The sequence below is a fragment of the Acidithiobacillus sp. IBUN Pt1247-S3 genome (genome assembly GCF_041146875.1).
In the GTDB taxonomy this organism is placed as follows: Bacteria; Pseudomonadota; Gammaproteobacteria; order Acidithiobacillales; family Acidithiobacillaceae; genus Igneacidithiobacillus.
This window is the reverse complement of sequence record NZ_JBFRXP010000019.1, coordinates 23,676-47,690: the sequence shown is the minus strand read 5'-3', so window position 1 is coordinate 47,690 and position 24,015 is coordinate 23,676. Positions and strand designations below refer to the sequence as shown.

Genomic DNA, 24,015 nt, shown 5'->3' with positions numbered 1-24,015 from the left:
GTAGGGAGTAGATGAACGCATCTGCTTCCTTACAGCAATTGCCCAATGGCATTCGCTTTTTTGCGGAGCGCGTCGCTGGCCGTCGGCAAGTAGCGATCTCGGTTACGGCGCTGCGTGGCAGTCGACATCAGCAGCCGGAGGAAAATGGTTTCGCCCATCTCTTGGAGCACATGCTCTTCAAAGGGGCGGCGGGGCGCGATGCTGCCGAAATTAATCGCTTGGGTGAACGCTTAGGGGGTACTCTCAATGCCTTTACCGACCGCGAATCGGTTACTCTGCACCTGACAGTGCTCGCCGAAGACCAATCCGCGGGACTGAATCTTCTCGCTGATCTCCTGCTCTGCCCAACGTTTACCGCCAAAGATCTCGTCCTCGAACGTGCAGTCGTGGCGCAGGAAATTGCCATGGCGGCCGAAGACCTCGAAGACTACCTGCAAGAGCAAGCAACAAATTCGTTCTGGGGCGATGATTCCTTGGGTTGGCCGGTCTTGGGTAAGGCGAGTCTGGTGCGTCGGGTCAGTGCCCAACGGCTGCGCGCCTTTCATCAGGACTATTTGGCGAACGCCCCGATCCTGATTGCTGCGGTCGGCGCGGTTGACGAAAATGCCTTGGTTAAGCAAGTGGAGGCCCGTTTTGCGGCCTTGCCACCACGCCCACAACCAATTTCCGTTGCTCCGCCTATGCCGTACTTTGCGTCGCGCCGTCGTCGTTCGGCCCATGCCCGTCAGGCGCATCTCTTGTGGATGGGGCAAGCTAGTGCGTTTGCAGATCAGGACCATCTTGCCGAGCTCTTTGCCAACCACATTCTGGGTGCAGGTATGGCTTCGCGCCTGTTCCAGGAGTTGCGTGAACGCCGCGGGCTTGCCTACCAGACCTATTCGCAGCTTGAGGCGCTGAGCGACACCGGGGAGTGGAGCCTCTACGCGGCGGTGCCGCCTGGCAAACGCCAAGAGGCTGCAAAAGCTATCGGCACAATCCTTACAGCCTTGGTCGAGGAGGGGCCAACGGAGGAGGAAATGCACTGGAGCCGCGCTGGCCTGCGCAAGCAGTGGCTGCTCGGTGAGGAGGACCTGGAAACGCGGATGGCACGCCGCGTGCGGCAGGTGACCCAGGGCGGGCGACTGCAAAACGAGGAGGAGATCCTCGAGCGTTTACACCAGATTTCTGCGACGAATCTGCGGGAGGTCTGCGCGCGATCCTGGTCGGAGCGCCTGGAATGGAGCTTGCTGCCGGGTTGACTAGCGGAATTCATTCTTCCATTGGCGTAGCGCCGCGAATACGCTTACTGGCGAGTCAGCGCTAGCACCATGCGCACGAGCGGCGCTGATGACGCGATCTTCGCCACAACGGAGAAACGGATTGCTGCGTTTTTCTTCTTGCAGCGTGCTTGGCAGGCTTGGCCGGCCTTGGCGTCGAAGTCTTGCTACCTGCTCCGTTCGTTCGGTAATCGCCGGGTTTTCTGGCTCGACCGCCATCGCGAAGCGCAGGTTGCTTTGCGTATATTCATGGGCGCAGCAGACTTGGGTATTGTCGGGCAAGGCGGCCAGCTTTTGTAAGCTGTTGTACATCATCGCTGGGTTGCCCTCAAAAATGCGTCCACAGCCCGCGGCAAACAGGGTGTCGCCGCAAAAGAGCAGGTCCTGCCAAAGATAGGCAATGTGGTCCAGAGTATGCCCCGGGATCTCCAGCACCTCAACGCTCTCGCCATCGATCTCCCAAGAACCCTCGTTGACAGATTGAGTAAGGCGGGGAATTTGCGCGCCATGGCCATAGACAGGTATCCGGTAGTGTTCTACGAGCTGTTCGACTCCACCCACATGGTCGGCGTGGTGATGGGTGCAGAGGATGGCGGTGGGCCGCCGTTGCAGTTGCTCCAGGTACTGCAGTACCGGTTGCGCGTCTCCGGGGTCGACAATCCACAGGCCATGCGCGGTCTGCGACAGGTAGATGTAATTGTCCTGAAAGGCGGGAATGAGGGTCAGCATATGGGCTACGGCTCCTTCTCGGGGTAACATGGCCTTATGATCAGAGCACAGCCCGCCCCTCATGCCTAGAGGGGTCATTCGTTCTTCCCTGCGACAACGGCGCGCAGCGCAGTGGTGGACGGGACGCAGCGGTCGTCTATTGCTGGAGCGGGCGGCAGAAATGTTGCCACCGTGGATCGAGCGCCTGCACGCCGATACGGTGCTGCAGCTGGGGCAGCCGGTCTTTTGGAACCCCCTGCCGTCCGCGAATACCTGGGTCTTGCTCAATGATGGTTTTGTCTGCGCCGCTGATGGCTATTTGCAGGTCTACGGGCGTTGCGATGCGTTGCCATTTGGTAACCTTCGTTTTGATTTGGTCGTTGTTCCCTTCTGTCTGACCCGCATGCCAGACACCAAGCAAATTTTGGAAGAATGCTGGCGCGCGCTACGCCCCGAGGGGCATATCCTGATCATGGATTTTAACCCCAGTGGCAGTTTGGGGATGCTGCGCCGCTGGCATCTTTGGCGCCGCGACCGCGCCTGGCCCTGGCGCCAGCCCTTTCTACCGCTAACGCAGCTACGTCGACTGCTCGGCGATCTGGGTTTCAGTCTACGCCAGGGGCGCTACTTTCAATATACCTTCCCTGGGCTGGGGCACAGCGCGCAATGGATGGAGCTGGTGGGGGACCGCTGGTGGCCAGCCGGCGCCAATGCCTACATTCTTCTGGCGCAAAAACGCGAAAATAGCCCCACCTTGGTAGGTGCTATCCCGGCACGCAAGAAAAAAGGCCTACGCAAACTCGCCACGGCTCCGGCTAACCTGCAATTGTCTGTGGAGTCTGATGATGACTGATGTGACCCTGCGTTTGATTACCGATGGCGCTTGCCGCGGGAATCCCGGCCCCGGTGCCTGGGGCGCCTGGTTGCGCCAAGGCGAAGCCGAGCGTGTGCTCTGGGGCTATGCGCCGCAGACCACTAACAACCGCATGGAGCTGGGCGCGGCACTGCATGGTCTGGAGGCGCTGAAACGTCCGAGTAGCATTCTGATTCGCTCGGATTCGCAATATTTGATTAAGGGGATGACTGAGTGGCTTGCGGGCTGGCAAAAACGTGGCTGGCGCTCGGCAGGCGGTTCGGCAGTAAAGAATGTGGAGCTATGGCAGGGTTTGGCGCGACTGGCCCAAACGCATCAATTGCGCTGGGAATGGGTGCGCGGCCATTCTGGGGATCCAGAAAATGAGGCTGTTGATGCCTTGATCAATCGGGTGCTGGATCACTTTGCTGGCAATGCGCAAGAACAGTGTGGGGAGGGATGGTTGTGAGGCAGATTGTGCTGGACACGGAAACCACGGGGCTTGATCCCGGCAAGGGACATCGCGTCATCGAGATTGGCGCCGTCGAGATCGTCGACCGCCGCCTAACCGGCAACAACTATCACGTCTATCTCAACCCCGAGCGCTCCAGCGATCCGGATGCCGTGCGTATCCACGGGCTGACCGATGAGTTTTTGCAGGACAAGCCCTTGTTTGCAGAGCTGGCAGAGGGCTTTCTTGCTTACCTGGGCGCTGATGAACTGATCATCCACAATGCGCCCTTCGATATGGGTTTTCTGGGTGCCGAGCTGACGCGCGCGCAGCGCAAAAAATTACAGAATCCGGTTTTTGATTCTCTGGTTGAGGCGCGGCGCCGCTTTCCTGGGCAAAAAAACGACCTGAACACCCTCTGTCGGCGCTTTTCGGTAGACAATAGTCAGCGTACCCTGCACGGCGCGCTGCTCGACTGTGAGCTGCTCGCCGAGGTGTATTTGGCAATGACCGGTGGCCAGGTGGATATGGGCCTACTGGATGTCTCAGCGGGCAATGCAGCGAGCAAAAGCCCAGTGCAAACCACCACCCCGCGGCCCGAAGGACGCCTACGGGTAATCGTTGCTTCTGCCGAGGAACTGGCAGCGCACGACGCTTACCTTGGCGGCATGGGCAATGCGCTGTGGGGGAGGGAGTGATGTTTCCGAAGCGCTGTCGGCGGGAACAGAACCATCCGGCTAGCTCTGTGCTGTCAGATGGCAAGCCGAACGCCGGCCTGCGTTAATTCACCCGGGTTTTGTGCTCAATGAGTTCGATGCGGTAGCCATCGGGGTCTTCAACAAAGGCAATGACGGTAGTGCCGTGCTTCATGGGGCCGGGGTCGCGGACGACGCGCCCGCCGCGGGCACGGATCTGGTCACAGGCAGCGGCAGCATCTTCGACCTCAATGGCGATATGGCCAAAGGCATCGCCAAGGCTGTAGCTCGTCACACCCCAATTATAGGTGAGCTCGATGACAGCGCCGTGGTCTTCTTCCTCGTAGCCGACAAAGGCCAGGGTAAACTTGCCTTCGGGGTAGTCTTTGCGGCGCAGAACGCGCATCCCTAGCACTTCCGTGTAGAAGGCCAGGGAACGGTCCAGATCGCCCACACGTAGCATGGTGTGTAAAATGCGCATGAGTCGTCCTCCTAGCCTTGCAGGCGTTTTTCGATGCGCAGACGCAGGGCGTTGAGCTTGATAAAGCCCTCGGCATCCTGCTGATGGTAGGCCCCGGCATCGTCTTCAAAGGTGGCGATGCGCGGGTCAAATAGGCTTTCCTCAGATTTGCGGCCGACCACGCTGCAGGTTCCTTTGTAGAGTTTGAGGCGCACCACGCCATTGACCAGGCGCTGGGTCTGGTCAATGAGGGATTGCAGGGCGCGGCGCTCGGGGCTCCACCAGTAACCGTTATAGATGATACTGGCATAGCGCGGCATGAGCTCGTCTTTGAGGTGCGCCGCCTCGCGGTCGAGGGTGATAGACTCGATGGCACGATGGGCGCGCAGCAAGATGCTGCCACCAGGGGTTTCGTAGCAGCCGCGTGACTTCATGCCCACATAGCGGTTCTCGACAATGTCGAGGCGGCCGATGCCATGCTCACCGCCAATGGTGTTGAGGTGGGCGAGGAGGACAGCAGGTAGCAGGGCTTCGCCGTCGATGGCTACCGGATCACCATGGGCAAACTGTATTTCGATGTAGCGCGGCTTGTCTGGGGCCTGCTCTGGCGCGGTGGTCCAGCGCCACATGGATTCCTCGGCTTCGGCCCACGGGTCTTCCAAAATGCCGCCTTCATAGGAGATGTGCAGGAGGTTGGCATCCATGGAGTAGGGTGATTTTTTGCCGTGCCGCTCGATGGGAATGCTATGCTGTTCGGCATAGGCCAGGAGTTTTTCGCGCGAGGTTAGATCCCATTCCCGCCACGGCGCGATGACCTGGATTTTTGGGTCGAGAGCGTAGGCACCCAGCTCAAAGCGCACCTGATCGTTGCCCTTACCAGTGGCGCCATGGGCGACGGCATCGGCGCCGACGTCGGCGGCGATCTCTACCATACGTTTGGCAATCAAAGGGCGGGCAATGGAGGTGCCGAGCAGATACTCGCCCTCATAAATCGTGTTGGCACGGAACATGGGAAAGACGTAGTCGCGCACAAATTCTTGGCGCAAGTCATCGATGAAGATTTCCTTGGCGCCGAGTTGCGTGGCCTTGCGCCGCGCGGGCTCCAGTTCTTCGCCTTGGCCGATGTCGGCGGTGAAGGTAACCACATCACACTGGTATTGGTCCTGCAGCCATTTGAGGATGACCGAGGTATCCAAACCACCGGAATATGCGAGTACGACTTTCTTTACCATATTCAGACTCCTTGTTTGGCTAGGGGCCCAAAGCCCGCCAGGAATTCCATCAATGCCTTCTGCGCGTGCAGGCGATTTTCCGCCTCTTCCCAGACCAGGGAGTGCGCGCCGTCGATGACCTCTGCCGTCACTTCTTCACCGCGATGGGCGGGGAGACAATGCATGAAGACGGCACCTGGTCGTGCCTGGGCGAGCAGCTGGGCATTCACCTGGAAAGAGGCGAAGCGGGCATGCCGCTCGCCGTCCTCCGCCTCCTGCCCCATGCTCGTCCACACGTCCGTAACGATCATGTCTACGCCGTTTACTGCCGCGCGCGCGTCGGTATAAATGCGGGTATGAGTGCCATTTTCCTGCTGCGCGAAACTGCTGGGGTGAAAGCCCTCGGGGGCGCCGATGCGCAATTCAAAATCGAGTATCTGTGCTGCTTCCATCCACGAGCGTGCCATATTGTTGGCGCCATCGCCAATGAAGGCGACTTTGCGACCCTGCAAACCGCCCCAGAGCTCCTGTGCCGTCATCAGGTCAGCCAGGAGCTGACAGGGGTGGTGGTTATCGGACAAACCATTGATGACCGGAACGCGGCTGGCGCTGGCAAAGGCCTCCAGCCCGGCATGGGAGAAGGTGCGGATCATGATCAGGTCGACCATACGCGACAGCACTCGCGCGGTATCCTCGATACTTTCGCCGCGCCCGAGCTGGGTGTCGCGCGGCGACAAAAACAGTGCGTGACCGCCAAATTGCGCCATTCCCGTCTCAAAAGATACGCGGGTACGGGTGGATGACTTCTCGAAGATCATCGCCAGGGTGCGCTGGGCAAAGGGCGTGTAGGCTTCGCCAGCGCGCAACATGCGCTTAAGTTCGATGGCGCGCGACAGCAACCCCTGCAGCTCGGCGCGGGAGAGATCCTGCAAGCGCAGAAAGTGGCGCACGGGTTTCATGCTTCCTCCTGTAAGAGGCCAACCAAGGTGTCGACCAACAAATCGACCTGCTCGGAGGTGAAGATCAGCGGCGGCAGCAGGCGAATCACCCGCCCGGCGGTGACGTTGAGCAGTACGCCCGCATCCAGGGCGCGACGCACGAAGTCTTGCGGTTCGTGCCGCAAAACCACACCTACCATCAAGCCCAGTCCGCGTACTTCCTCCACCGCCGGGTGCTCGCTGAAACGTTCGCGCAAGCGGTTTTGTAAGAGCTCGCCCATGGCCGCGGCACGGGTGGGGATGTCTTCTGCCTCCATGGTGCGCAGTACGGCGCGCGCCGCGGCACAAACCAGGGGGCCGCCACCAAAGGTACTGCCATGCTTGCCCGGGCCGAAAAGATCGGCGGCGGCCTGTCGGGCGACGATGGCGCCAATAGGTACGCCATTACCGAGTCCCTTGGCCAGGCAGAGCACGTCGGGCAGCAGGCCCTTCTCGTGTTGAAAGGCGAAGTAGTGCCCGGTACGGCCAATGCCCGTCTGCACCTCATCGCACATCAATAGTGCTTCGTGCTGGTCACAGAGCTTGCGTAGCCCATGCAAAAAGCCGACGGGGGCAGGACGCACGCCGCCTTCGCCCTGTACCGGTTCCACCAGCACCGCGACGATCTCCGGGTCGGCAGCGAGCATTCCCTGTACCGTGGCAAGATCCCCATAGGGGGCGCGCACGAAACCGGGTACCAGGGGGGCAAAACCGGCCTGAATTTTGCGATTGCCGGTGGCCGTGAGCGCCGCCAGGGTGCGACCATGAAAGGACTGGGTAAAGACCAGAATCTTGGGTTCGGCAATGCCACGGCTGTGGCCATGCAAACGTGCGAGTTTGATGGCCGCTTCGTTGGCCTCGGCGCCGCTGTTGCAGAACAGTGCCGCATCCAAGCCACTCAGGCGGCAAAGATCGTCGCTGAGCGCTGTCTGCTCGGGAATTTCGTACAGATTGGAGGTATGCAGCAGCTTGCTCGCTTGGGCCTGCAAGGCGTGGGTTACGGCCGGATGGCTGTGACCAAGACCACAGACGGCAATCCCCGCCAGGGCATCGAGGTATTTCCGCCCGGATTCATCGTAGAGCCACGCCCCCTCACCGCGCACGAAGGCGACGGGCAGACGCGCGTAATTGTTCATCAGCGCCATCAGGAAGCCGCCTCTTCCAGGCCGAAGGTGCTATGCAGCGCGCGCACGGCGAGCTCCAGGTATTTTTCGGCAATGACCACCGAGATTTTGATCTCGGAAGTGGAGATCATCTGGATGTTGATGTTTTCCTGCGCCAGGGCGGCAAACATGCTGGCCGCGATGCCGGCGTGGGAGCGCATCCCCACGCCTACTGCCGAGACCTTCACGATACCGGTGTCGCCGCGTACGTCGTCGGCGCCCAGCTCGCGCGCGACGCCACGCAAGATGTTCATGGCACGCTCGAAATCACTACGCTCGACGGTAAAGGTGAAGTCGGTTTTGCCGTCTTCCGAGATATTTTGCAGGATGACGTCGACATTGATGTTGGCAGCCGACACCGGACCCAAAATGGCCGAGGCGATGCCCGGGCGGTCGGGAACGGCAACGACGGTGATCTTGGCCTCATTACGGGAGAAGGCGATGCCCGATACGCGGGGGGCTTCCATACAGTTTTCCTCACTAGTAACGAGGGTGCCAGGGCCGTCCTGAAAGGAAGACAGGACGCGCACCGGCACCCGGTAATTCATGGCAAATTCGACCGAGCGAGTTTGCAGGACCTTGGCCCCGAGGCTCGCCATTTCCAGCATCTCTTCGTAGGTGATGCGGTCTAGGCGACGCGCCTTGCCTTCTACCCGCGGGTCGGTGGTATAGATGCCATCGACGTCGGTGTAGATGGCGCATTCATCGGCCTGCAAGGCGGCGGCCAGAGCGACGGCAGTGGTGTCGGAACCGCCCCGGCCGAGGGTGGTGATGTCACCATGCTGATTGATGCCCTGAAAACCGGCAACGATGACCACCTGTCCAGCCGCTAGGGCGGCACGGAGTCGCGTACCGTCGATGCGCTCGATGCGCGCCTTGTTGTGCGCGGCGTCGGTCTCAATCGGCACCTGACTGCCGGTAAGGGACAGCGCCATCTGACCCTTACTGTGCAGGGCCATGGCCAGCAACGCGATGGTGACCTGTTCGCCGGTACTGAGCAAGGCGTCGAGTTCGCGCGGGTGCGGCTGGGAGTCGATCTCGCGCGCGAGTTTGACGAGGCGGTCGGTTTCACCGGACATTGCCGACACCACCACCACTACATCATGCCCAGCAGCCCGCGTTGCTAATACCCGCTCTGCTACCGCCTGAATCCGTTCGATGTTGCCGACGGATGTCCCGCCGAATTTCTGTACGATGAGCGCCATAATCTAAGGAATGCCGTCAAAGGGCGAATGATAAAGGCAGATTCCGAGACTGTATAGGGCAAGAGGCGCGTTTCGCTGACGTTGAGATGAATGAATTATCCTTCACCTTGTGGCGGATAGTGCCAAATCTGGCAAGTGCCGGTAGGAGAACAGCGCAGCAGCGTGGCACCCGATTTCTGCCAATCGCTAAGTACAAAGCGATGCGCCCGGAGATCAGGTAGATTTTCGTCGATGGGCTGATGGGTGTGGCCATGAATGAGAATACGATAGGGCGCCTCGCGACTGGCGAAGATGCCTTCGCCGCGGATGGCCATGGCAATGCCCGCAGCCGTTGCCTGGGTAATACTGGAGGTCTTTTTCTGGAGCTCTTTTTGGCTGCTACGCCGTAGACGACGACCGATCCACAGCAGTGCCGAATAGGGTAGGGCGCGTAAGCCGCCGAGCATTAGAGGATTGCGGATGACGCGACGAAACTGTAAATAGCGGACGTCCTCAGTGCAGAGAAGATCACCGTGGGTGAGAAGAATACCGCCAGGAAGTGGCGTGGGGTCTGGCAGTAACTGGATGTTGAACCGCGCCAGCGTGGCGCGATCAAGGGCGAAATCCCGATTGCCGGTCATGATCCAGACACGAATGCCGCCTTCCTGAACACTTTGCAGCGCCCGTAGTACGCTGTGTTGCGGCTCGGCGCTGGCTTGGCTTTGGTGCACCCAGAAATCAAAAAGATCGCCGAGGATACAAAGATCACTGACTCCCGCGGGTATCTCCCCACAGAAGCGCAGAAACAGCCGGGTGAGTTCCGGTCGCTGGGGACCGAGGTGAAGGTCGGAGAGGCAGAGCAGATCGCCCTGCCGCTCCGCGAGCGCGACTGGCGCCGCTTGCACGAATCAGGCGATACGCTCGGCCTTTTCGATGATGACGGCTTCCTTGGGGACGTCTTGGTGCATGCCGTGATTGCCGGTGGCCACCTTGGCAATGGCATCCACCACATCCATCCCGGACGTCACCTTGCCGAAGACCGCATAGCCCCAACCATTACCAGAGGCCGAGCGGAAATTGAGGAAATCATTGTCTGTGAGGTTGATGAAGAACTGCGCCGTGGCGGAGTGGGGATCGTTGGTGCGCGCCATGGCTAGGGTGCCGCGCTCGTTTTTCAGGCCATTCTCGGCTTCGTTGTTGATGGTATCGGCGGTCGGTTTCTGTTGCATTTTTTCCGTAAAACCACCGCCCTGGATCATGAAGCCAGGGATGACCCGATGAAAAATGGTGCCATCGAAGAACCCATCGTCAACGTACTGCAAAAAGTTGGCGACCGTCTTCGGGGCCTTGGCGTCGTCTAACTCGATCTGGATTTCGCCGTGATTGGTGTGCAGTACCACTGATTCCATGACTCGCTCCTGCGCGTGAGAAAAATTTTGCCCAGAGTAGGCGGCTCGCCGCCCCTTGTCGAGTCTTTTTCTTTCTTATGCTGGGCGCCTCTCGAGACCAGTTCTATCTTGGGCTTGGCTCCGTATCGCCTTCCGTCCGAGTCGAGGTGGTTATGGTTGAAACGCTCGGCTGGTCTTTCTTGCGCCGCCGCAGAAAACTGTAGATGGGACAATAGCCGGTCGCTGCGGTGGCGATCAGGAGTAGGCCGGAGAAGGTCCATTCCTTGTAGGGGAAAGGGTTGAAGAAGTAGATGGCGAAGAGGATGACGCCAAAATAGAGGCGCAGCCAGCGCTCGATGGGTTGCATGTTCGGTCGGATCCACATGGCGATTTCTCCAAATCGGATGCCAAGGTCTTTACTGTATTGCGTTCGCCCGCCGCGCGCAATCCAAAACCTCTGTTTTTATCCATTATATTTATCTATAGATAAAAACTTTTTCCAGAAAATCATAACTTTGTCATAAAATGTTCATATTGGTGTAACACTCCCTTGTTATTCTCCTCGGCTTAGCAAGCTAAATATTCCGCTTTTCACCGCTACTGAAGGAGTAACACGATGGATAATCGTGCATTTCGTGGGCGAGTTTTGCTACTCGCCGTCAGCGCTGCTTTGTTTCCTGCAACCCAGGCCTTGGCTCAGCCTCTGGATGCCGGGCAGAGTGATCATCACCATTATCACAAAAAACTTCACCATGGTCCGTATAATGTGGGGGAGGTGGAGAACAACGTCACCACCATCTCGGCCTACAGCCAAAAGAGTAAAGAACTCCCAAACCAAAAACGCATCTTCCATTCCGGCATTGCCAGCAAGGTCTTGGGGCGCAAAGAGATCGAGGCCGCTGGCCCGGCCGCTGGCGGCGCCCAGATGCTGAACTTTGCGCCGGGTGTGAGCACCTTGGCCAGTTATGGTACGGGTGCGGCCAAGGCCCAGATCAGCATCAACGGTATCAAGCAGGGTTGGGGACATCCCAAGGGCAGTGAGGCGGCCCACAGTATTGCCATCAGTTTTGACGGCATCCCCATGAACAATCCGGCCACCGGGCTGTGGCAATCGCCCCAGGTAAACCAGCCCTCCATCATTCAGGGCATCCACGTCACCTATGGCCCCGGCAACCCCGAAAACCGTTGGTATAACAACATTGGCGGCGGCATCGACTTCGTGCCCATCCAGCCCACGGCCAAGCCCGGTGCCAGTGTCGGCATCAGCTATGGCAGCAACGATTTCAAGAATATTCATTTTGACGTGCGCACCGGCAATATCGACGGTTTCAGTGCCGTGCTGGCAGGAGGCGTGAGCTCTGGCAACAGTTTCTTGAGTGTCCCGGCTGGTACCCACCTGTTGAGCCCTACGGGCACTATCTTGCCCAGCAATAGCTACGCCTGGTATTTCAAATTGCGCAAGGGCTTTCACCATGGCGACGATAGCTTTGGTGCCTATCTGGCCAAGGGCGTGGCCTACAAACCCTATGAAATCCCCGTCTATGCGGCAAAAGCCACCATCAATGGCTACGACTATAAAACGGGCAAGGCCATCCCTGGCTCCATTTACAGCGAGCAGACCTCTGGCTTTTACAATGCCCTACCCTACAAAATCGACAGTAACAGCACCTGGATGTTTTACAACAAGCTGAATGTGGGCATGGGTTCAGGGATCAAGTTGCACAACAATATTTGGTACCGCTACGGCCATCGCCTGCATAACCGCTATGTGTCTTACGCCCTTGGCGCACCCAATACCAACGAGTACAACAACCCCCCACAGTTACGATTACGGTGACAAGCTCTGGTTCAACGCCAAACTGCCCTGGAACAAGATCGCCATTGGCGGTTATTTCATCAACAGCCGGGACAACACCCGCAACGCCTTCTTCAGTGAATATCCGCCCTATAATGCCAATCGTTTTGTTCCCAACGATAAGTATCGGAGCAACTTCCTCGACGTGACGAATTTGGCGGCCTTCTTTCAGGATAGCATCCACCCCGTCCACAGCCTCACCATTACCCCTGGGGTACGGGTGGAGGAGTTCCAGCTCAATTACACCCCCTTCACCACTGAAACCTATCCCGAGGCGAGCAAACTTTACCCTAAGGGTAATCAGGCCAAACTGCCGGCCGACTCCCGTAGCTTGAGCGCGGTGGAGCCTTCGGTGAACATCAACTGGCGGCCCCTCTCCCACCTGGCCCTGTTTGCCAGCTACGGCGTGGCCTACCAGACGCCTTCCTTTGGCGGTGGCGGCGGCCCCTTCCAGGATATTCCTGGCAGCTCCATTTCTTTGGAAAAGGGCCAGAATTATCAGGCCGGCTTCAAGGTACATTTCCGTCACGAAGGGTTTTTGCACCACTTTCTATTCAGCGCCAACTGGTATTTCACCCGCTTTTCGGACCAGTATCTGCCCATTACCGAAACCAATGGCGACGTCATCAACGCCTTTGGCACCTCGGACTACCAGGGCGTGAACCTTTACGCGGTGGATGACCCCGTCTATTGGCTGCACACCTTTGCCAACCTGTCCTTTGAACAGGCCCACTTCAGTAATTACGCAGTTAAGGGCAAGAACTACGCCGGCCTGCCCGTCGCCAACATCCCCGATTGCACTTTCAAAATTGGCGCCTACGCCAAAGAGTATGTGATGGGGATGCTGCTGCAACCCCGTATCTGGGTCCAATACACTGGCCCCCAGGCCCTGTACGACAACATTGCCAAGGCCCCCTCGGCCACGGCCAAGCTGCCCGCCTACACGCTGCTGAACATCGCCTTGCACAGCAAAATCCCGGTGCATCTGCCGTGGTTCCGCAACGTGGGTGTGGATCTGGATGTCCTCAACCTGCTGGGCAATCGTTACAACAGCTATGAGTACATTAGCGACGGCGGCACCTTTGGTCCCAGCACCAAGGGCGATTTGATTGGCCTGCCCGGCGCCCCGCGCACGGTCTATGCCAGCCTGACCGCCAACTTCTGACGCGAACGCATTGTTTTTTGCCAAGGAAAAAGCCCCGGCCTTATGGTCGGGGCTTTTTTACGCGCTTGCGTTTTAGAGAGAAATCCCCTCATCCGCCATGCTGGCAAAATATTCTGCCACGCGGCCATCGGGTACCGTTACCTTTAGCGCCCACAACATCGATACGATAGCCAGCAGAGCGACCCACAGCATCGACCAGAAGAAGGCAATGTCGCCGGTGCCACCCAGGACCTTGGGCCCAAAGTACGAAAGCAACCAGAGCCCAATGAAGTAGGGAAAAATCCAGGTGATATTGTAGAAGCCGGACATCCCCGATTCTTTGCCGCGAATCAGGCGCAAAATTGCGTAGATGATCAGTATGCCGAAGAGCGCGCCAAAGATGTAGGTCAATGCCTGGAAACCGCCCCAATATGCCACCAACGAGGAAAGAACGAAGGCAATAGGGGCAATCACCTGCGCGCCCCTGAGGCGGAAGGGCCGTTTGAGATCAGGGACGGAACGCCGTAGCTGCAAGAGTACGATGGGTCCGATGCCATAAGTGATGACCGAAATGGTGGTAATGAAACCCACCAGTTTTTGCCAGGACGGAAAGGGCAAAAAATACAAGCAGCCGATCACATAGGCGACAATTACCCCAACCCACGGCACTCCGGTGGGGCTGATTTTGGTAAAGAAACTCGGCCCTGCCTTGACCTCACCGTTAGCCACCACGGCACGTGCTGCAGAGGTCGCATAGACTAAGGCCGTGCCGCCGGGCGAAATCAATGCGTCGGCGTAAATGAGGACTGCTAGCCAGCCGATACCGAGCAGCGTGGCAATGGCGGCAAAAGGACCAAATAATCCGGGGAAATTCAACTTTTGCCAGCCTTGAGTGACTTGATCCGGGGGCATCGCAACCAAAAAAGCCCATTGCAAACCCACATAGATGATCGCGCCCACCACGATTGCACCAATGACCGCACCAGGGATGTGTTTACCAGGATTCTTGGCTTCCCCGCCCAGTTCGATCGCTTGGCGAAAACCGAGGTAACTGAAGACAATGCCAGAAGATGCCACGGCAACAAACATTCCATGAAAACTGCTAGTGAAATGCAGAATGTGCAGATTTTCCGGGTGATAGCTTTGGGTTACCAGAACGATGATGGTAAGGATGGGTATGGCAAGCTTCCACCATCCAAGTCCAGAAAACACCATCGCTACGCGTTTGATACCCAAAAAGTTAAGCAGGAACATGACCCCTAGCAATAGCACTGCAGCAATCAATCCCAAACCGCTGAGCAGGCCGGTGTTACCTTGCAAGAGCCCGGGAATGTAGTTGTTGGCATAGGTGAGCACCGCCACTACTTCTACCGGTGCGATAGCGATATAAAACATAAAGAGCAGCCACGCCCAGATTTTACCCAGCAGGTTGCCGTGTACGACATTGGCGATGTGTGCTGCAGCACCGGCACGGGGAAAGAGGGGGCCCACCTCGGCGTAGGTAAGGCCCAGCAGTAGAATGGTTAAGGCGCCGATCGCCCATGACCCTATACTCAGGGGGCCGGCGACGCGCGCTGCGTCCAAAGGGCCAAAAAGCCAACCTGAACCTATGATGCCCCCAAGGCTTGCAAATATCAGCCCGGAGAAACCCACTTCACGCTTTAATTTTGAGGACATTGAAAGTGCTCCTTGGCGTAGTGTTTGCAGGATGCAAGTTGCAGAGGTCGTCCGTCAATGGAAGGGCTGTTGATTCCGCCGGAGTGATTAGCGTTGCTAAAAAGACAAATGTGAATGACAAAAATTGCACTTTTCAGGCAACGCTTCTTGCGTATTATGGAGTCATCGGCAAAGTTGACGATGGCCATTCTTGGTGCAGTTTGCACGATTATGGTGCAAAAAAGAGTTCGGTTTCCCCGCGAATCTGCGAAGAAGTTGTGGCACGTTGATTGCGTGAGCATCTATTAAGGCAATATGGCCTACTGAAATTATGGAAGGGAATGATTATGACGTTTGCATATATTATCCACTTAGCGAACTACTCGGATGGGGTGCTGTACCTATTGATGGCCCTGCTTGCCATTGAGCTCGCGGTGATCATCGACCGTTTTTGGTTTCTACGGAACGCGATGTCCAAAGGAAGAAAGATACTTTGGCTGGTTTCCAATCGGGGTAAGTTGCGCCGTCCAGATCTAGAGGAAATCTCGGTGATGGCCAAAGGACTTCCGGAAGAATCGCTGATCGGTGTGGCACTTCGTCACTTTAACCTGGTTCATCACTATGGCAGTGCCCGTGGCGAGGCCTTCGCCAATCGGCTAGATGAAGCCATCTTCCTCACCACCCCAAGTCTCGACAAACGCTTGTGGGTATTGGATACCATCGTCACCCTTGCACCGTTGCTAGGCCTTTTTGGCACCATTCTGGGGATGTTTCACGCCTTTAGCATTCTGGCGGCGCCCGGGCACGATGCCACTTCGGTAACGGGCGGCGTAGCCGATGCACTCATCGCTACGGCATCGGGTTTGGCGATTGCCATGATTGGGCTGATCAGCTTCAATGCCTTTAACAACTCCATCGATAAGACGGTCTTTCAATTGGAGTCGCTCAAGGTTGTCCTCATGAATCGCCTCGATGGTGCTCCGGTCGTGCTCGAGGATGCAGATGCTGATTCCTCTAAGGCCAAAGTTATGTCAGTCGCGGTAAACGCGTAAGGAGGATGCCTCATGCTTCCCGTACGACGTCCACGCAAGAAGGGTCGGGTGGAAATTATCCCGATGATCGATGTCATGCTGTTCTTGTTGGTGTTTTTCATCATGATTACGCTACAGATGATTACCGACAAGGGCTTGAAATTGCAGCTTCCGGCGTCCAGTCAAGCGAAGGTCCTGCCGCACCCCCACTTTGTATTGAATATCCTTAAGGATGGAACGGTGGAGGTGAAGGGCAAGAAGATGGATTTGCAGGGTTTGACGAGTTTTCTCTCGACTGATGGGGATGTATCCCACACGCAGGTAACCATTGCTGCCGACAAGTTGGTGCCTTTCAAAGACTTTGTGCACGTGATGGACGCCTGTCAAAAGGCGGGAGTTACCGCCATCGGTATTGCGACGAAGACGACCTGATCGGACCATGAAACGATTTGCAGGAGATTCAAGCAAATGGCAAGCGCAGTCTTGAACAACGTGGTGATACCGCCAGATCCGGAACAGGGCAGTCGACGCTTTGTAGCGGCTCTGATTGCTGGTGTGTTCGTCGAAGTGGTGCTGATTGGCGCCTTGGCCTGGTACGGGGAAACGCACGAGACCAAGCCCGTTCCTCCGCCCAAGAAGCATGTCATCGCCGTACAGATGGTGACCCTGCCACAGCCCCCGAAAGTGGTTCCGAAGCCGGTGGTAAAACCGACCCCGCCAAAGCCGGTGCCACCCAAGCCCGTCATTCACCATACGCCACCGCCGCCGCCGGCGCCGCATCCCAAGATGGTGGTGCCGCCAAAGCCGGTACCGACCCCACCGGCACCACCGGTGAAGGCGGCACCTCCACCGCCCAAGCCAGTTCCCGTACCGAAACCGGCGCCGCCTCCTGCGCCACCGCCGATCTCCGCAGCGGAGCGGGTGGATCTGATGGGCCAGTACGTCGCGGAGTTGCGTCCCATCATTCAAAACCAGCTGCACGTTCCGGCAGAATTGCGCGCGATGGGCTTGTCCGGCACGGCAACGGTGGAATTTGAGGTCTCGCCTGGTGGTCAGGTCTTATGGGCGAAAGTCATTAAGCCTAGCCCATTGGGGGCGGTGAATCGGGCAGCGGTGGCGGCGGTGAAGAGTGGAAACTTCCCAGCCTTCCTAAAGAAGATGCCCAAACAGAATACCGTATTCGAGATCCCCATCGAGGTGGGCTCGGATTCTGGTTCATAACACAGACGGAGATTACCCATGGCAGACGTTCACTCTCTTTCTCCTACGCTGGATGCGGAAAGAACCGCCTCACCTGGCGGTGTGGGTTTGATTTGGCTGGCTGCTACGATGACAGCATCGACACTGCCATTGGGTGCTCTTATTGTTGAACTGTTTCCGCATGCCAATTTTTTGTGGGTGTTGTTGTTTGCTTCGCTTTTTTTTGTGACGGTTGGGGTAATTAGTTTGCCAGGGTTTCGTCTCGGAATTCCCACCATGGCGATATCTGCGAGGCTCTTTGGGGAAAAATTCAATCGCTTGATATCCATCAGTAATTGGTTTTCCCAAGTGGGATGGCAGGCTGTTGTTCTGGTTTTGGTGATCTTCGTCTTGCGCAGCGTTCTCGAATATCTCCACGTTGCGCAGAGCTCGACGGCACTCACACTGGCAATCATATTGGGCGTGCTGGCCAACTTTGCGGTACCCGTGATTGGCTACGCGGCAATCGTTCGGGTGCAGAGCCTTGCGTCTCTGGTTATGGGGATGTTTGCGCTCTACATATTATGGCATTTGCATGGCTTCGCTCTGCTTTGGTCGCATTCTTTCGCGGGTTCTAAAACGTCCTGGTTGCAAACCTTTGCCGCATTATCACTGACACTGATGGGCGGAGCGCTCTCCTGGACCATGTTCGCCTCCGACTATTCGCGGTATCTGGCACGCAGCAGCACCCGACCGGCGGTGTTCTTTTGGCCGGCCCTGGGCGGAGCCGTGGGCGGCGCGCTTATCTTGTCGCTGGCGATGGTGCTGTCTTTTTCCGGAGGGGTAAATCTTAGCGCCCGTGGCTTAACCTTGGCTGCCAAAGGTATGGATTCTCCGGCGCTGTACCTGGCATTCTGTGTATTCGCAATCCTGGGGCTGTTGGCATCTAATTTCTTAAACTCCTATAGCTCTGCGTTCAGTTTGGCGGTGACGCTAGGCAGAGACTTGAATCGTAAATATGTAACGATACTGGACGCCGTTCTGGCGACTTTGCTGGCATTCTATGTGTTGTTTGTTTCGCCTTCATTTTTTGAGGCATTTCAAACGTTTCTTGATCTGTTGATCATCGTTGCAGCACCGTGGACGGGTATCGTTTGTATCGCGGTGCTTTTCCGCCAGCGCTTGGGAAAGACTGCTATCTCGGAAGTATCCACGCTCTGGCGGATAGCTATCCTGCTGGTGGGGGTACTGGCAACGATTGTGTTCTCCAACAATCCTCTATGGGAAGGGTGGGGTGCGCAGCTTTTATCGAACTATGATCTCTCGCCCCTCATTGGCTTTGCCTTTGGTGCCGGTTTGGAGCTCGCGCGTCAGGTGCTGTGCAAACGCCGCGAGGCGGAGAGCTTTACGGAAATTGCTAGCACAGTCGTGGAGCATCAATGATGTTGGCAGCGCCAGTGCAGTTACATCGAGCGGCAATCCTTAACCCACTGGATCCTTCCTCCTGGAACTATAGGGAAGATGGTGTTTGTGCCGTGCAAAAGGGATCTGTGCTCGCCAGTGGCAGCGTAGCTTCTATGCTCGCAGAATTCCCCAAGTCTGAGCTCGTAGAGCACGACGGCGTGTTGTTGCCCGGATTCACCGACTTGCACTGTCACTGGGTACAGCACGCCGTGCGTGGCGCCTACAGTGGCGAGCTCTTACAGTGGTTGCAGGAATATATCTGGCCAGAGGAAGGCCGGTTTGTGGACGAGGCGCTGGCACGCAAACAGGTGAAAACATTCTACTCCGACATGCTGCGGGCAGGCACCGTTATGGGATTGAGCTTCTCGAGTGTGCATCGCGCAGCGACAGAAGTTGCACTGGCGGAAATGCGTGGCGACTGGGTAGTAGGTAATGCATTGATGGCTATCAATGCACCAGCGTATTTGACGCGTTACAGCCAGCATGAAGCAGAAGAATTAAACACATTTGTGGAGAATGTCAGCAAAGAGCACTATGCCATCACGCCGCGCTTTGCGCCCAACATGCGTGCGCAGGACTTGCGAGTGGCGGGGCAAATCGCAGATGCACAAAATCTTCTCGTGCAAACCCACCTCGCCGAGAGCCGAGCAGAACTGTGCTGGGTCAAAGAGTTGTTTCCCGAGGCGGAGAGTTATACGGATGTCTATGATCGGGCAGGATTGCTCGGTCCACGGACCGTTCTGGCACATTGTATTGAAATGAGTGATGCAGAGTGGGCATGTCTTGCCGATAGAGGCTCGTGGGTAGCGCATTGTCCGAGTAGCAATGAAGCCTTGGGCAATTCCAGAATGCCGCTGGAAAAGTTGCGAGAGTATGGTATCCCGTGGGCTTTGGCGTCCGATATTGGAGCAGGCCCGAGCCATAGCATGCTGCATGTGCTGCAAAGATTTTTTGCCGTGCACGAGAGTGCTGGCTTGGAAGTAAGTGCAACCGAGGGCCTCTATCGTGCAACTCTTGCGGGGGCTGCTGCCATGGGCAGAGCAGCTGTGGCCGGCAATCTGATGCCTGGTAAACGCGCAGATTTTATTGTAATGCCAGGGAAACCCAAGGCAGAGGATCTCACTGGTTGGTTCCGGGATCTGTGTGAGGGCAAGACAGAAGAGCTGGAAAGGAGGCCGCTGGAAACCTGGCTCTCGGGTAAGCGAATAGAACCACAAGGAGTATCATGAATACGTTAGAAAAAAAGAAGCTGGCGGAGATGCCGAAAATCGAGTTGCACCTGCATATAGAGGGCAGCTTAGAGCCAGAAATGCTGCTTTCCCTAGCAGAGAAAAACCAGATTTCTCTCCCCTACAACGATGTAGATGCGGTGCGCGCAGCCTATCGCTTTAGAGACCTGCAAAGTTTTCTGAATCTGTACTACCTCGCTACCCAATGCCTGAAAACAGAGCAGGATTTCTATGCCTTGACGCTCGCGTATCTGCGTCATTGTCGAGATGAAAATATTGTCTATACGGAAATGTTTTTTGACCCGCAAACGCATTTAGAACACGGCGTTCCCCTGGCGGTGTCCATGGCGGGGATCGCGGCTGCGCAAGGAGAGGCGGAGAGGGAGTGGGGAGTGGACTCGGCGCTCATTCTCTGTTTTGAGCGTGACCGTCCTGCTGAGGGTACTATCGCTTTGCTGAAAGATGCGGAGAAAATTGGCGGAATCATTGGCGTTGGTCTGGATTCCGCCGAGAGAAATCATCCGCCTGCGAAATTTGCGGCGACCTTTGCTGCTGCTCGCGCTCTAGGGCTACACCGGGTAGCGCATGCCGGCGAGGAAGGACCGCCGGAGTACATTCTCGAAGCTTTGGACAAACTGGGGGTTGAGCGTATCGATCACGGGGTACGCGCCCTTGAGTCGCCTGAGTTGGTAGAGCGCTTGCGTGCGGAGCAAATCCCCCTCACGGTGTGCCCATTTTCCAATGTAGCGTTGGGAGGATTCGGAAATCTACAGCAACACAATGTTGCGCGGCTATTGGAATCCGGGCTTAAGGTTACCATAAACTCTGATGACCCGGCATATTTTGGAGGCTATTTGACTGCGAATATCAGCGACACCTGGGACGCCCTGGGCCTCTCTTTCGAGCAAACAATACAGGTGCAAAAAAATGCGATTGATGGCTGTTTTGCGCAAGCGCATAAGAAGCGGGAAATGTATGAAAAGCTCTCAGTCTATGGTTGATGTTTATTTCCGAAAAAGGATCAATAAAATGCGAATTAGAGGGAGTATTGTTGCCGTTTGTGTGCTAGCCAGTGGTATGTTCTCGCTGCCTTCCCTAGCAGGAACCGAAGTTCTATTTGCGCCCAAAGTGATTGTCCTGACTGCGTTTCCGCCGGAATGGCACGCATGGAAAGAGTTAAAGCCGTATCACTACAAATCGATAAAGATTTCTGGACTGATTCGTCCACTACTCTGCAACCAGGATGGCGTCTGTGTTACCGAGACCGGCGAGGGCGAAATCAATGCCGCAGTATCGGTTGCCAGCCTTGCCAAGGATCATCAACTAGATGTGCGCAAGACCATTTTCATCCGCAGCGGCATTGCCGGTGGCGTGGATCAAGCAGACTCCCCCTTGGGTAGTGTGTACATCAATGATTGGGTGATTTCTTGGGCGTTTGGGCACCATTATCTTGCCAACAACAAGACATTGGCTTGGTCGCCGCCTGGGTGCGATAATTACGCGAAAAATTTCGCCCATCCGACGGATTGTGCAAATTACGCGCAGAATTCTCTGGAGAATCTTGCATATCGGATCAATCCCCGGCTTCTCGCGCTGGCCGAAGATGCAGCACGCAACATCAAATTGCAGAATGATGCAGCAGCTATCTCCCTGGATGAAAAATTTCATCTGCAAAAGCAGCCGAAGGTCCTGGTTGGCGCAACGATTACCGGTGATGACTTTTGGATTGGCAAGGAAAACCAGGAAATTGCCGAAAAAATTGTAAAGCTGTACACCCAGGGAACCGGACATTATACGAATACCGCCATGGAAGATTTGGGGGATGTTGCCGCATTGTCTCGTTTCGGGTTGGCAGATCATTACCTTTCCATTCGTGGTATCTCTGACGTTGATGTGCCGCCGCCTGGGGAGACCGAGGAAAGCATTTGGGCCAAGGGCGACCTCTATGCTGGGGAGCTCGCCGAACAGAACGCCGTGCTGGCTACCCAAGCGATTATCAAGAAAATTTTGTCAATAAAAGGTGGAATCTAGATTGTCGCCTTTGCTTCGATGCCTTCCTTGCGAAGGCCTTGGGCCGATAGGCGCTTTCACTGAAATAAGAGGATTGGATGGCGTGGAGCTTGCGATCGCCAAGAGCGCGGAGTGCGCAGGAGTAAGTTATGGAAGTGATGGAGCAGCAAATCGTTGATGTGCCCTTGGTGGATGCCACTGAGGAGTCCTTAAAAGAGTATGGCGTGATGATCTCGGAAGCGGTCTATGCGCCCGGTCTGACGATCCCCTTTTATCAAGGGAGCGTTGAGGAAGGCCAGAACCTCGATTTTGTCTACACGGGAAAGGCGGTGATTCGCACCGCGCGGATTTCTCATCGGAGCCCGGAAATCACCTGGCTGGAGCGACACGGGCGCATGAGTCAAATCTTTGTGGGCCTCGGGAGTTCGCCTTTTGCTATGGTGCTGGGCAAACCCAATCATCTGCAAGGGGAAAATGTCCCCCGCCTTGAGGATGTAAAGGCCTTTCGCATCCCGGCCGGACATGGGCTGATGATTCATGTGGGAACCTGGCATGATTTCCCTATGGCCTTCGTGGAACGACCGGTGACCGTGCTTACCATGAACTCGGACGAGGTGGTGACGGCATTGGCTTCGGCGCAATCCGCCGACGAAATGGATACCGGTGACGTCTACAAGATCGATATCCAGCGGCGCACCGGTAAGGTGCTGCGGGTTCCCTTTTAAGGATTGTCCATGCGTACGCAGGTCCACCGTTTTTTTTCCAGTAGCCCGGCCGACGTGAGTGGTCTGGCGGCAGCGATTGCGGCAGGAGAAATTGAGCCGCAGCAGATCGTGGCCATCCTCGGCAAGACCGAGGGCAATGGCGCGATCAACGATTTCAGTCGCGGATTGGCGATTATGGCGCTGGGTCGTTTGCTCGGGCCAAGCTTGGATTGCACCGCCGAAGAAATCGAAGACCGTATCGTCCTCTCTTTCTCGGGCGGCACGGAGGGGGTGACTTGCCCGCATTACTTGGTTTTTACGGTCGATGAAACACCCGCCCCAGGCCTTGAAAAGGGGCTGGCCCTGGCGGTGGGGTATACCCGGTCTTTTGCCCCGGAAGAGGTGGGGCGGCTGCCGATGATTCTGGAGACAGCGCGTGTGGTACGCGGGTTACAGTCGCAGCTCGAAGTGAGTGCCGACGACGTGCATCTGGTACAGGTCAAGGGGGCGATTCCGCCCATTCCCGTAGACCCGGAGCGGCAGTTGGCAAAGGAATGGCGTTGCGACATGGCCTGGTCGCGTGGTGCCTCGGCATTGGGAGTTGCCCTGGCCCTGGGGGAGGTCACTGGCGATGCGCTCCATGACGAGATGATCAATCGCGACTGGACGCAATTTTCTGCCCGCGCCAGTGTGTCGGCCAAACCCGCGCTGCTGCGCTCGGAAATCTGCCTCTTTGCCAATGCGTCCGGCTGGGTTGCGGAGTATCAGATCGCGCACGGGGTTATGCGGGATATTCTGGATACTGGTGCCATCTACCAAGTGCTGGGAGCGTTGGGGTTGGAGCCAATCAATGGCCAACTGTCCAAGGACGCCAGCGCGCGGGTACTCGGTGCCTTTGCGAAATCCGACGCGGACCCCCGCGGCTCGGTACGTGGTCGCCGGCATACCATGTGGACGGATGGCGACATCTCCGACATGCGTCACTCCCGCAGTGTGGTATCCAGTTTGCTCTCCGGTGTTTTAGGCGAATCGGCGGTATATGTCTCTACCCGCGCCGAGCACCAAGGGCCGTTGGGTGGTGGGCCAGTGGCTATCATTGCGAGAAGAGCGCATGGCCGAGATTGCAGTTAGCGTGTTCGGGGAACGACTTCAACTGTGCCAGCAAACCTATCAGCAAAAGGAAAAGCAAGATGACCGACTACCAGATCTCGCCTGAGGAACTCGATCGCTATCTGCACCAGACCAGTGCCGTAGTGGGTTTGCCCATTGCAGAAGAGCATGCCGCCGGGGTGAAAAGATATCTGCAAATTTCTTTGCGCATGGCGGCCGCGATGGAGACGATGCCGTTGCAGATGGAAGACGATTTCGCTCCCATTTTCCACGCATAAAGGAGCTTG

General features: G+C 56.8%; 26 protein-coding genes. 16 read left to right on the top strand and 10 right to left on the bottom strand.

Going from position 1 to position 24,015, the window contains the following annotated elements; genetic code table 11:
* Nucleotides 1-11: 11 nt before the first annotated feature.
* On the top strand, nucleotides 12-1,238 hold the full coding sequence (locus AB4090_RS12275; protein WP_369574174.1) for a M16 family metallopeptidase: 1,227 nt from the start codon (nucleotides 12-14) through the stop codon (nucleotides 1,236-1,238).
* Here AB4090_RS12275 and gloB read toward each other — a convergent pair whose 3' ends face one another.
* Nucleotides 1,239-1,985 carry a hydroxyacylglutathione hydrolase gene (gloB, locus tag AB4090_RS12270; protein WP_369574173.1) on the bottom strand — a complete coding sequence of 249 codons (747 nt, stop codon included), beginning with the start codon at nucleotides 1,983-1,985 and terminating at the stop codon, nucleotides 1,239-1,241.
* Between the two features lie 61 nt (nucleotides 1,986-2,046).
* Between gloB and AB4090_RS12265 the strand changes: the two genes are divergently transcribed.
* The 3 genes from AB4090_RS12265 to dnaQ are packed head-to-tail and all read left to right on the top strand — an operon-like array spanning nucleotide 2,047 to nucleotide 3,966.
* Entirely contained in the window at nucleotides 2,047-2,817 is a 771-nt protein-coding gene (locus AB4090_RS12265) for a methyltransferase domain-containing protein (RefSeq protein ID WP_369574172.1), read from the top strand.
* Entirely contained in the window at nucleotides 2,810-3,286 is a 477-nt protein-coding gene (rnhA, locus tag AB4090_RS12260) for a ribonuclease HI (protein WP_369574171.1), read from the top strand. The genes AB4090_RS12265 and rnhA overlap by 8 nt, the downstream gene beginning before the upstream one ends.
* Nucleotides 3,277-3,966: a DNA polymerase III subunit epsilon gene (gene dnaQ, locus AB4090_RS12255; protein ID WP_369574170.1), complete on the top strand. Its 690-nt coding sequence runs from the start codon at nucleotides 3,277-3,279 to the stop codon at nucleotides 3,964-3,966. The genes rnhA and dnaQ overlap by 10 nt, the downstream gene beginning before the upstream one ends.
* 82 nt (nucleotides 3,967-4,048) lie before the next feature.
* Here the strand turns inward: dnaQ and gloA are convergent, their stop codons facing one another.
* From gloA to AB4090_RS12215, 8 genes are all read right to left on the bottom strand, one after another.
* Nucleotides 4,049-4,444: a lactoylglutathione lyase gene (gene gloA, locus AB4090_RS12250; protein WP_369574169.1), complete on the bottom strand. Its 396-nt coding sequence runs from the start codon at nucleotides 4,442-4,444 to the stop codon at nucleotides 4,049-4,051.
* Between the two features lie 11 nt (nucleotides 4,445-4,455).
* Nucleotides 4,456-5,655 (bottom strand): argininosuccinate synthase, encoded by a 1,200-nt coding sequence (locus AB4090_RS12245; protein ID WP_369574168.1) that lies wholly within the window; start codon nucleotides 5,653-5,655, stop codon nucleotides 4,456-4,458.
* 2 nt (nucleotides 5,656-5,657) lie between these two features.
* The gene (argF, locus tag AB4090_RS12240) at nucleotides 5,658-6,593 is read right to left on the bottom strand and encodes an ornithine carbamoyltransferase (protein ID WP_369574167.1); all 936 of its coding nucleotides are present in this window, start codon (nucleotides 6,591-6,593) and stop codon (nucleotides 5,658-5,660) included.
* Complete coding sequence (locus tag AB4090_RS12235) at nucleotides 6,590-7,756, bottom strand: aspartate aminotransferase family protein (protein WP_369574166.1); 1,167 nt, start codon at nucleotides 7,754-7,756, stop codon at nucleotides 6,590-6,592. Before AB4090_RS12235 ends, argF begins: the two co-directional genes overlap by 4 nt.
* The gene (locus AB4090_RS12230; protein WP_369574165.1) at nucleotides 7,756-8,979 is read right to left on the bottom strand and encodes an aspartate kinase; all 1,224 of its coding nucleotides are present in this window, start codon (nucleotides 8,977-8,979) and stop codon (nucleotides 7,756-7,758) included. The genes AB4090_RS12235 and AB4090_RS12230 overlap by 1 nt, the downstream gene beginning before the upstream one ends.
* Before the next feature lie 95 nt (nucleotides 8,980-9,074).
* Entirely contained in the window at nucleotides 9,075-9,863 is a 789-nt protein-coding gene (locus tag AB4090_RS12225) for a UDP-2,3-diacylglucosamine diphosphatase (RefSeq protein WP_369574164.1), read from the bottom strand.
* Nucleotides 9,864-9,866: 3 nt separating this feature from the next.
* Complete coding sequence (locus tag AB4090_RS12220; protein ID WP_369574163.1) at nucleotides 9,867-10,367, bottom strand: peptidylprolyl isomerase; 501 nt, start codon at nucleotides 10,365-10,367, stop codon at nucleotides 9,867-9,869.
* A 103-nt stretch (nucleotides 10,368-10,470) separates the two neighbouring features.
* On the bottom strand, nucleotides 10,471-10,731 hold the full coding sequence (locus AB4090_RS12215; RefSeq protein WP_369574162.1) for a DUF2892 domain-containing protein: 261 nt from the start codon (nucleotides 10,729-10,731) through the stop codon (nucleotides 10,471-10,473).
* Nucleotides 10,732-10,962: 231 nt separating this feature from the next.
* On the opposite strand from AB4090_RS12215, the gene AB4090_RS12210 reads away from it, so the two are divergent.
* Both AB4090_RS12210 and AB4090_RS12205 read left to right on the top strand, forming a co-directional pair.
* Nucleotides 10,963-12,183 carry a TonB-dependent receptor plug domain-containing protein gene (locus AB4090_RS12210; protein ID WP_369574161.1) on the top strand — a complete coding sequence of 407 codons (1,221 nt, stop codon included), beginning with the start codon at nucleotides 10,963-10,965 and terminating at the stop codon, nucleotides 12,181-12,183.
* Entirely contained in the window at nucleotides 12,113-13,366 is a 1,254-nt protein-coding gene (locus tag AB4090_RS12205; RefSeq protein WP_369574160.1) for a TonB-dependent receptor, read from the top strand. The genes AB4090_RS12210 and AB4090_RS12205 overlap by 71 nt, the downstream gene beginning before the upstream one ends.
* Nucleotides 13,367-13,438: 72 nt before the next feature.
* Here AB4090_RS12205 and AB4090_RS12200 read toward each other — a convergent pair whose 3' ends face one another.
* Nucleotides 13,439-15,022, bottom strand: a complete 1,584-nt coding sequence (locus tag AB4090_RS12200) for an APC family permease (RefSeq protein WP_369574159.1) — start codon at nucleotides 15,020-15,022, stop codon at nucleotides 13,439-13,441.
* A 326-nt stretch (nucleotides 15,023-15,348) separates the two neighbouring features.
* Between AB4090_RS12200 and AB4090_RS12195 the strand changes: the two genes are divergently transcribed.
* From AB4090_RS12195 to AB4090_RS12150, 10 genes are all read left to right on the top strand, one after another.
* A complete protein-coding gene (locus AB4090_RS12195; RefSeq protein WP_369574158.1) occupies nucleotides 15,349-16,053 on the top strand; it encodes a MotA/TolQ/ExbB proton channel family protein in 705 nt (234 codons plus the stop codon).
* A 12-nt stretch (nucleotides 16,054-16,065) separates the two neighbouring features.
* Complete coding sequence (locus AB4090_RS12190) at nucleotides 16,066-16,464, top strand: ExbD/TolR family protein (protein ID WP_369574157.1); 399 nt, start codon at nucleotides 16,066-16,068, stop codon at nucleotides 16,462-16,464.
* Between the two features lie 36 nt (nucleotides 16,465-16,500).
* A complete protein-coding gene (locus AB4090_RS12185; protein ID WP_369574156.1) occupies nucleotides 16,501-17,253 on the top strand; it encodes an energy transducer TonB in 753 nt (250 codons plus the stop codon).
* Nucleotides 17,254-17,271: 18 nt separating this feature from the next.
* On the top strand, nucleotides 17,272-18,654 hold the full coding sequence (locus tag AB4090_RS12180) for a cytosine permease (protein WP_369574155.1): 1,383 nt from the start codon (nucleotides 17,272-17,274) through the stop codon (nucleotides 18,652-18,654).
* On the top strand, nucleotides 18,654-19,904 hold the full coding sequence (locus AB4090_RS12175) for an amidohydrolase family protein (RefSeq protein WP_369574154.1): 1,251 nt from the start codon (nucleotides 18,654-18,656) through the stop codon (nucleotides 19,902-19,904). The genes AB4090_RS12180 and AB4090_RS12175 overlap by 1 nt, the downstream gene beginning before the upstream one ends.
* Entirely contained in the window at nucleotides 19,901-20,905 is a 1,005-nt protein-coding gene (locus AB4090_RS12170; protein WP_369574153.1) for an adenosine deaminase, read from the top strand. Before AB4090_RS12175 ends, AB4090_RS12170 begins: the two co-directional genes overlap by 4 nt.
* Complete coding sequence (locus AB4090_RS12165; RefSeq protein WP_369574152.1) at nucleotides 20,841-21,935, top strand: phosphorylase; 1,095 nt, start codon at nucleotides 20,841-20,843, stop codon at nucleotides 21,933-21,935. The genes AB4090_RS12170 and AB4090_RS12165 overlap by 65 nt, the downstream gene beginning before the upstream one ends.
* Nucleotides 21,936-22,063: 128 nt before the next feature.
* Nucleotides 22,064-22,639, top strand: a complete 576-nt coding sequence (locus AB4090_RS12160) for an ureidoglycolate lyase (protein ID WP_369574151.1) — start codon at nucleotides 22,064-22,066, stop codon at nucleotides 22,637-22,639.
* Nucleotides 22,640-22,648: 9 nt separating this feature from the next.
* The gene (locus tag AB4090_RS12155; RefSeq protein WP_369574150.1) at nucleotides 22,649-23,749 is read left to right on the top strand and encodes a ring-opening amidohydrolase; all 1,101 of its coding nucleotides are present in this window, start codon (nucleotides 22,649-22,651) and stop codon (nucleotides 23,747-23,749) included.
* A 59-nt stretch (nucleotides 23,750-23,808) separates the two neighbouring features.
* Nucleotides 23,809-24,006 (top strand): DUF4089 domain-containing protein, encoded by a 198-nt coding sequence (locus AB4090_RS12150; protein ID WP_369574149.1) that lies wholly within the window; start codon nucleotides 23,809-23,811, stop codon nucleotides 24,004-24,006.
* Nucleotides 24,007-24,015: the final 9 nt, after the last annotated feature.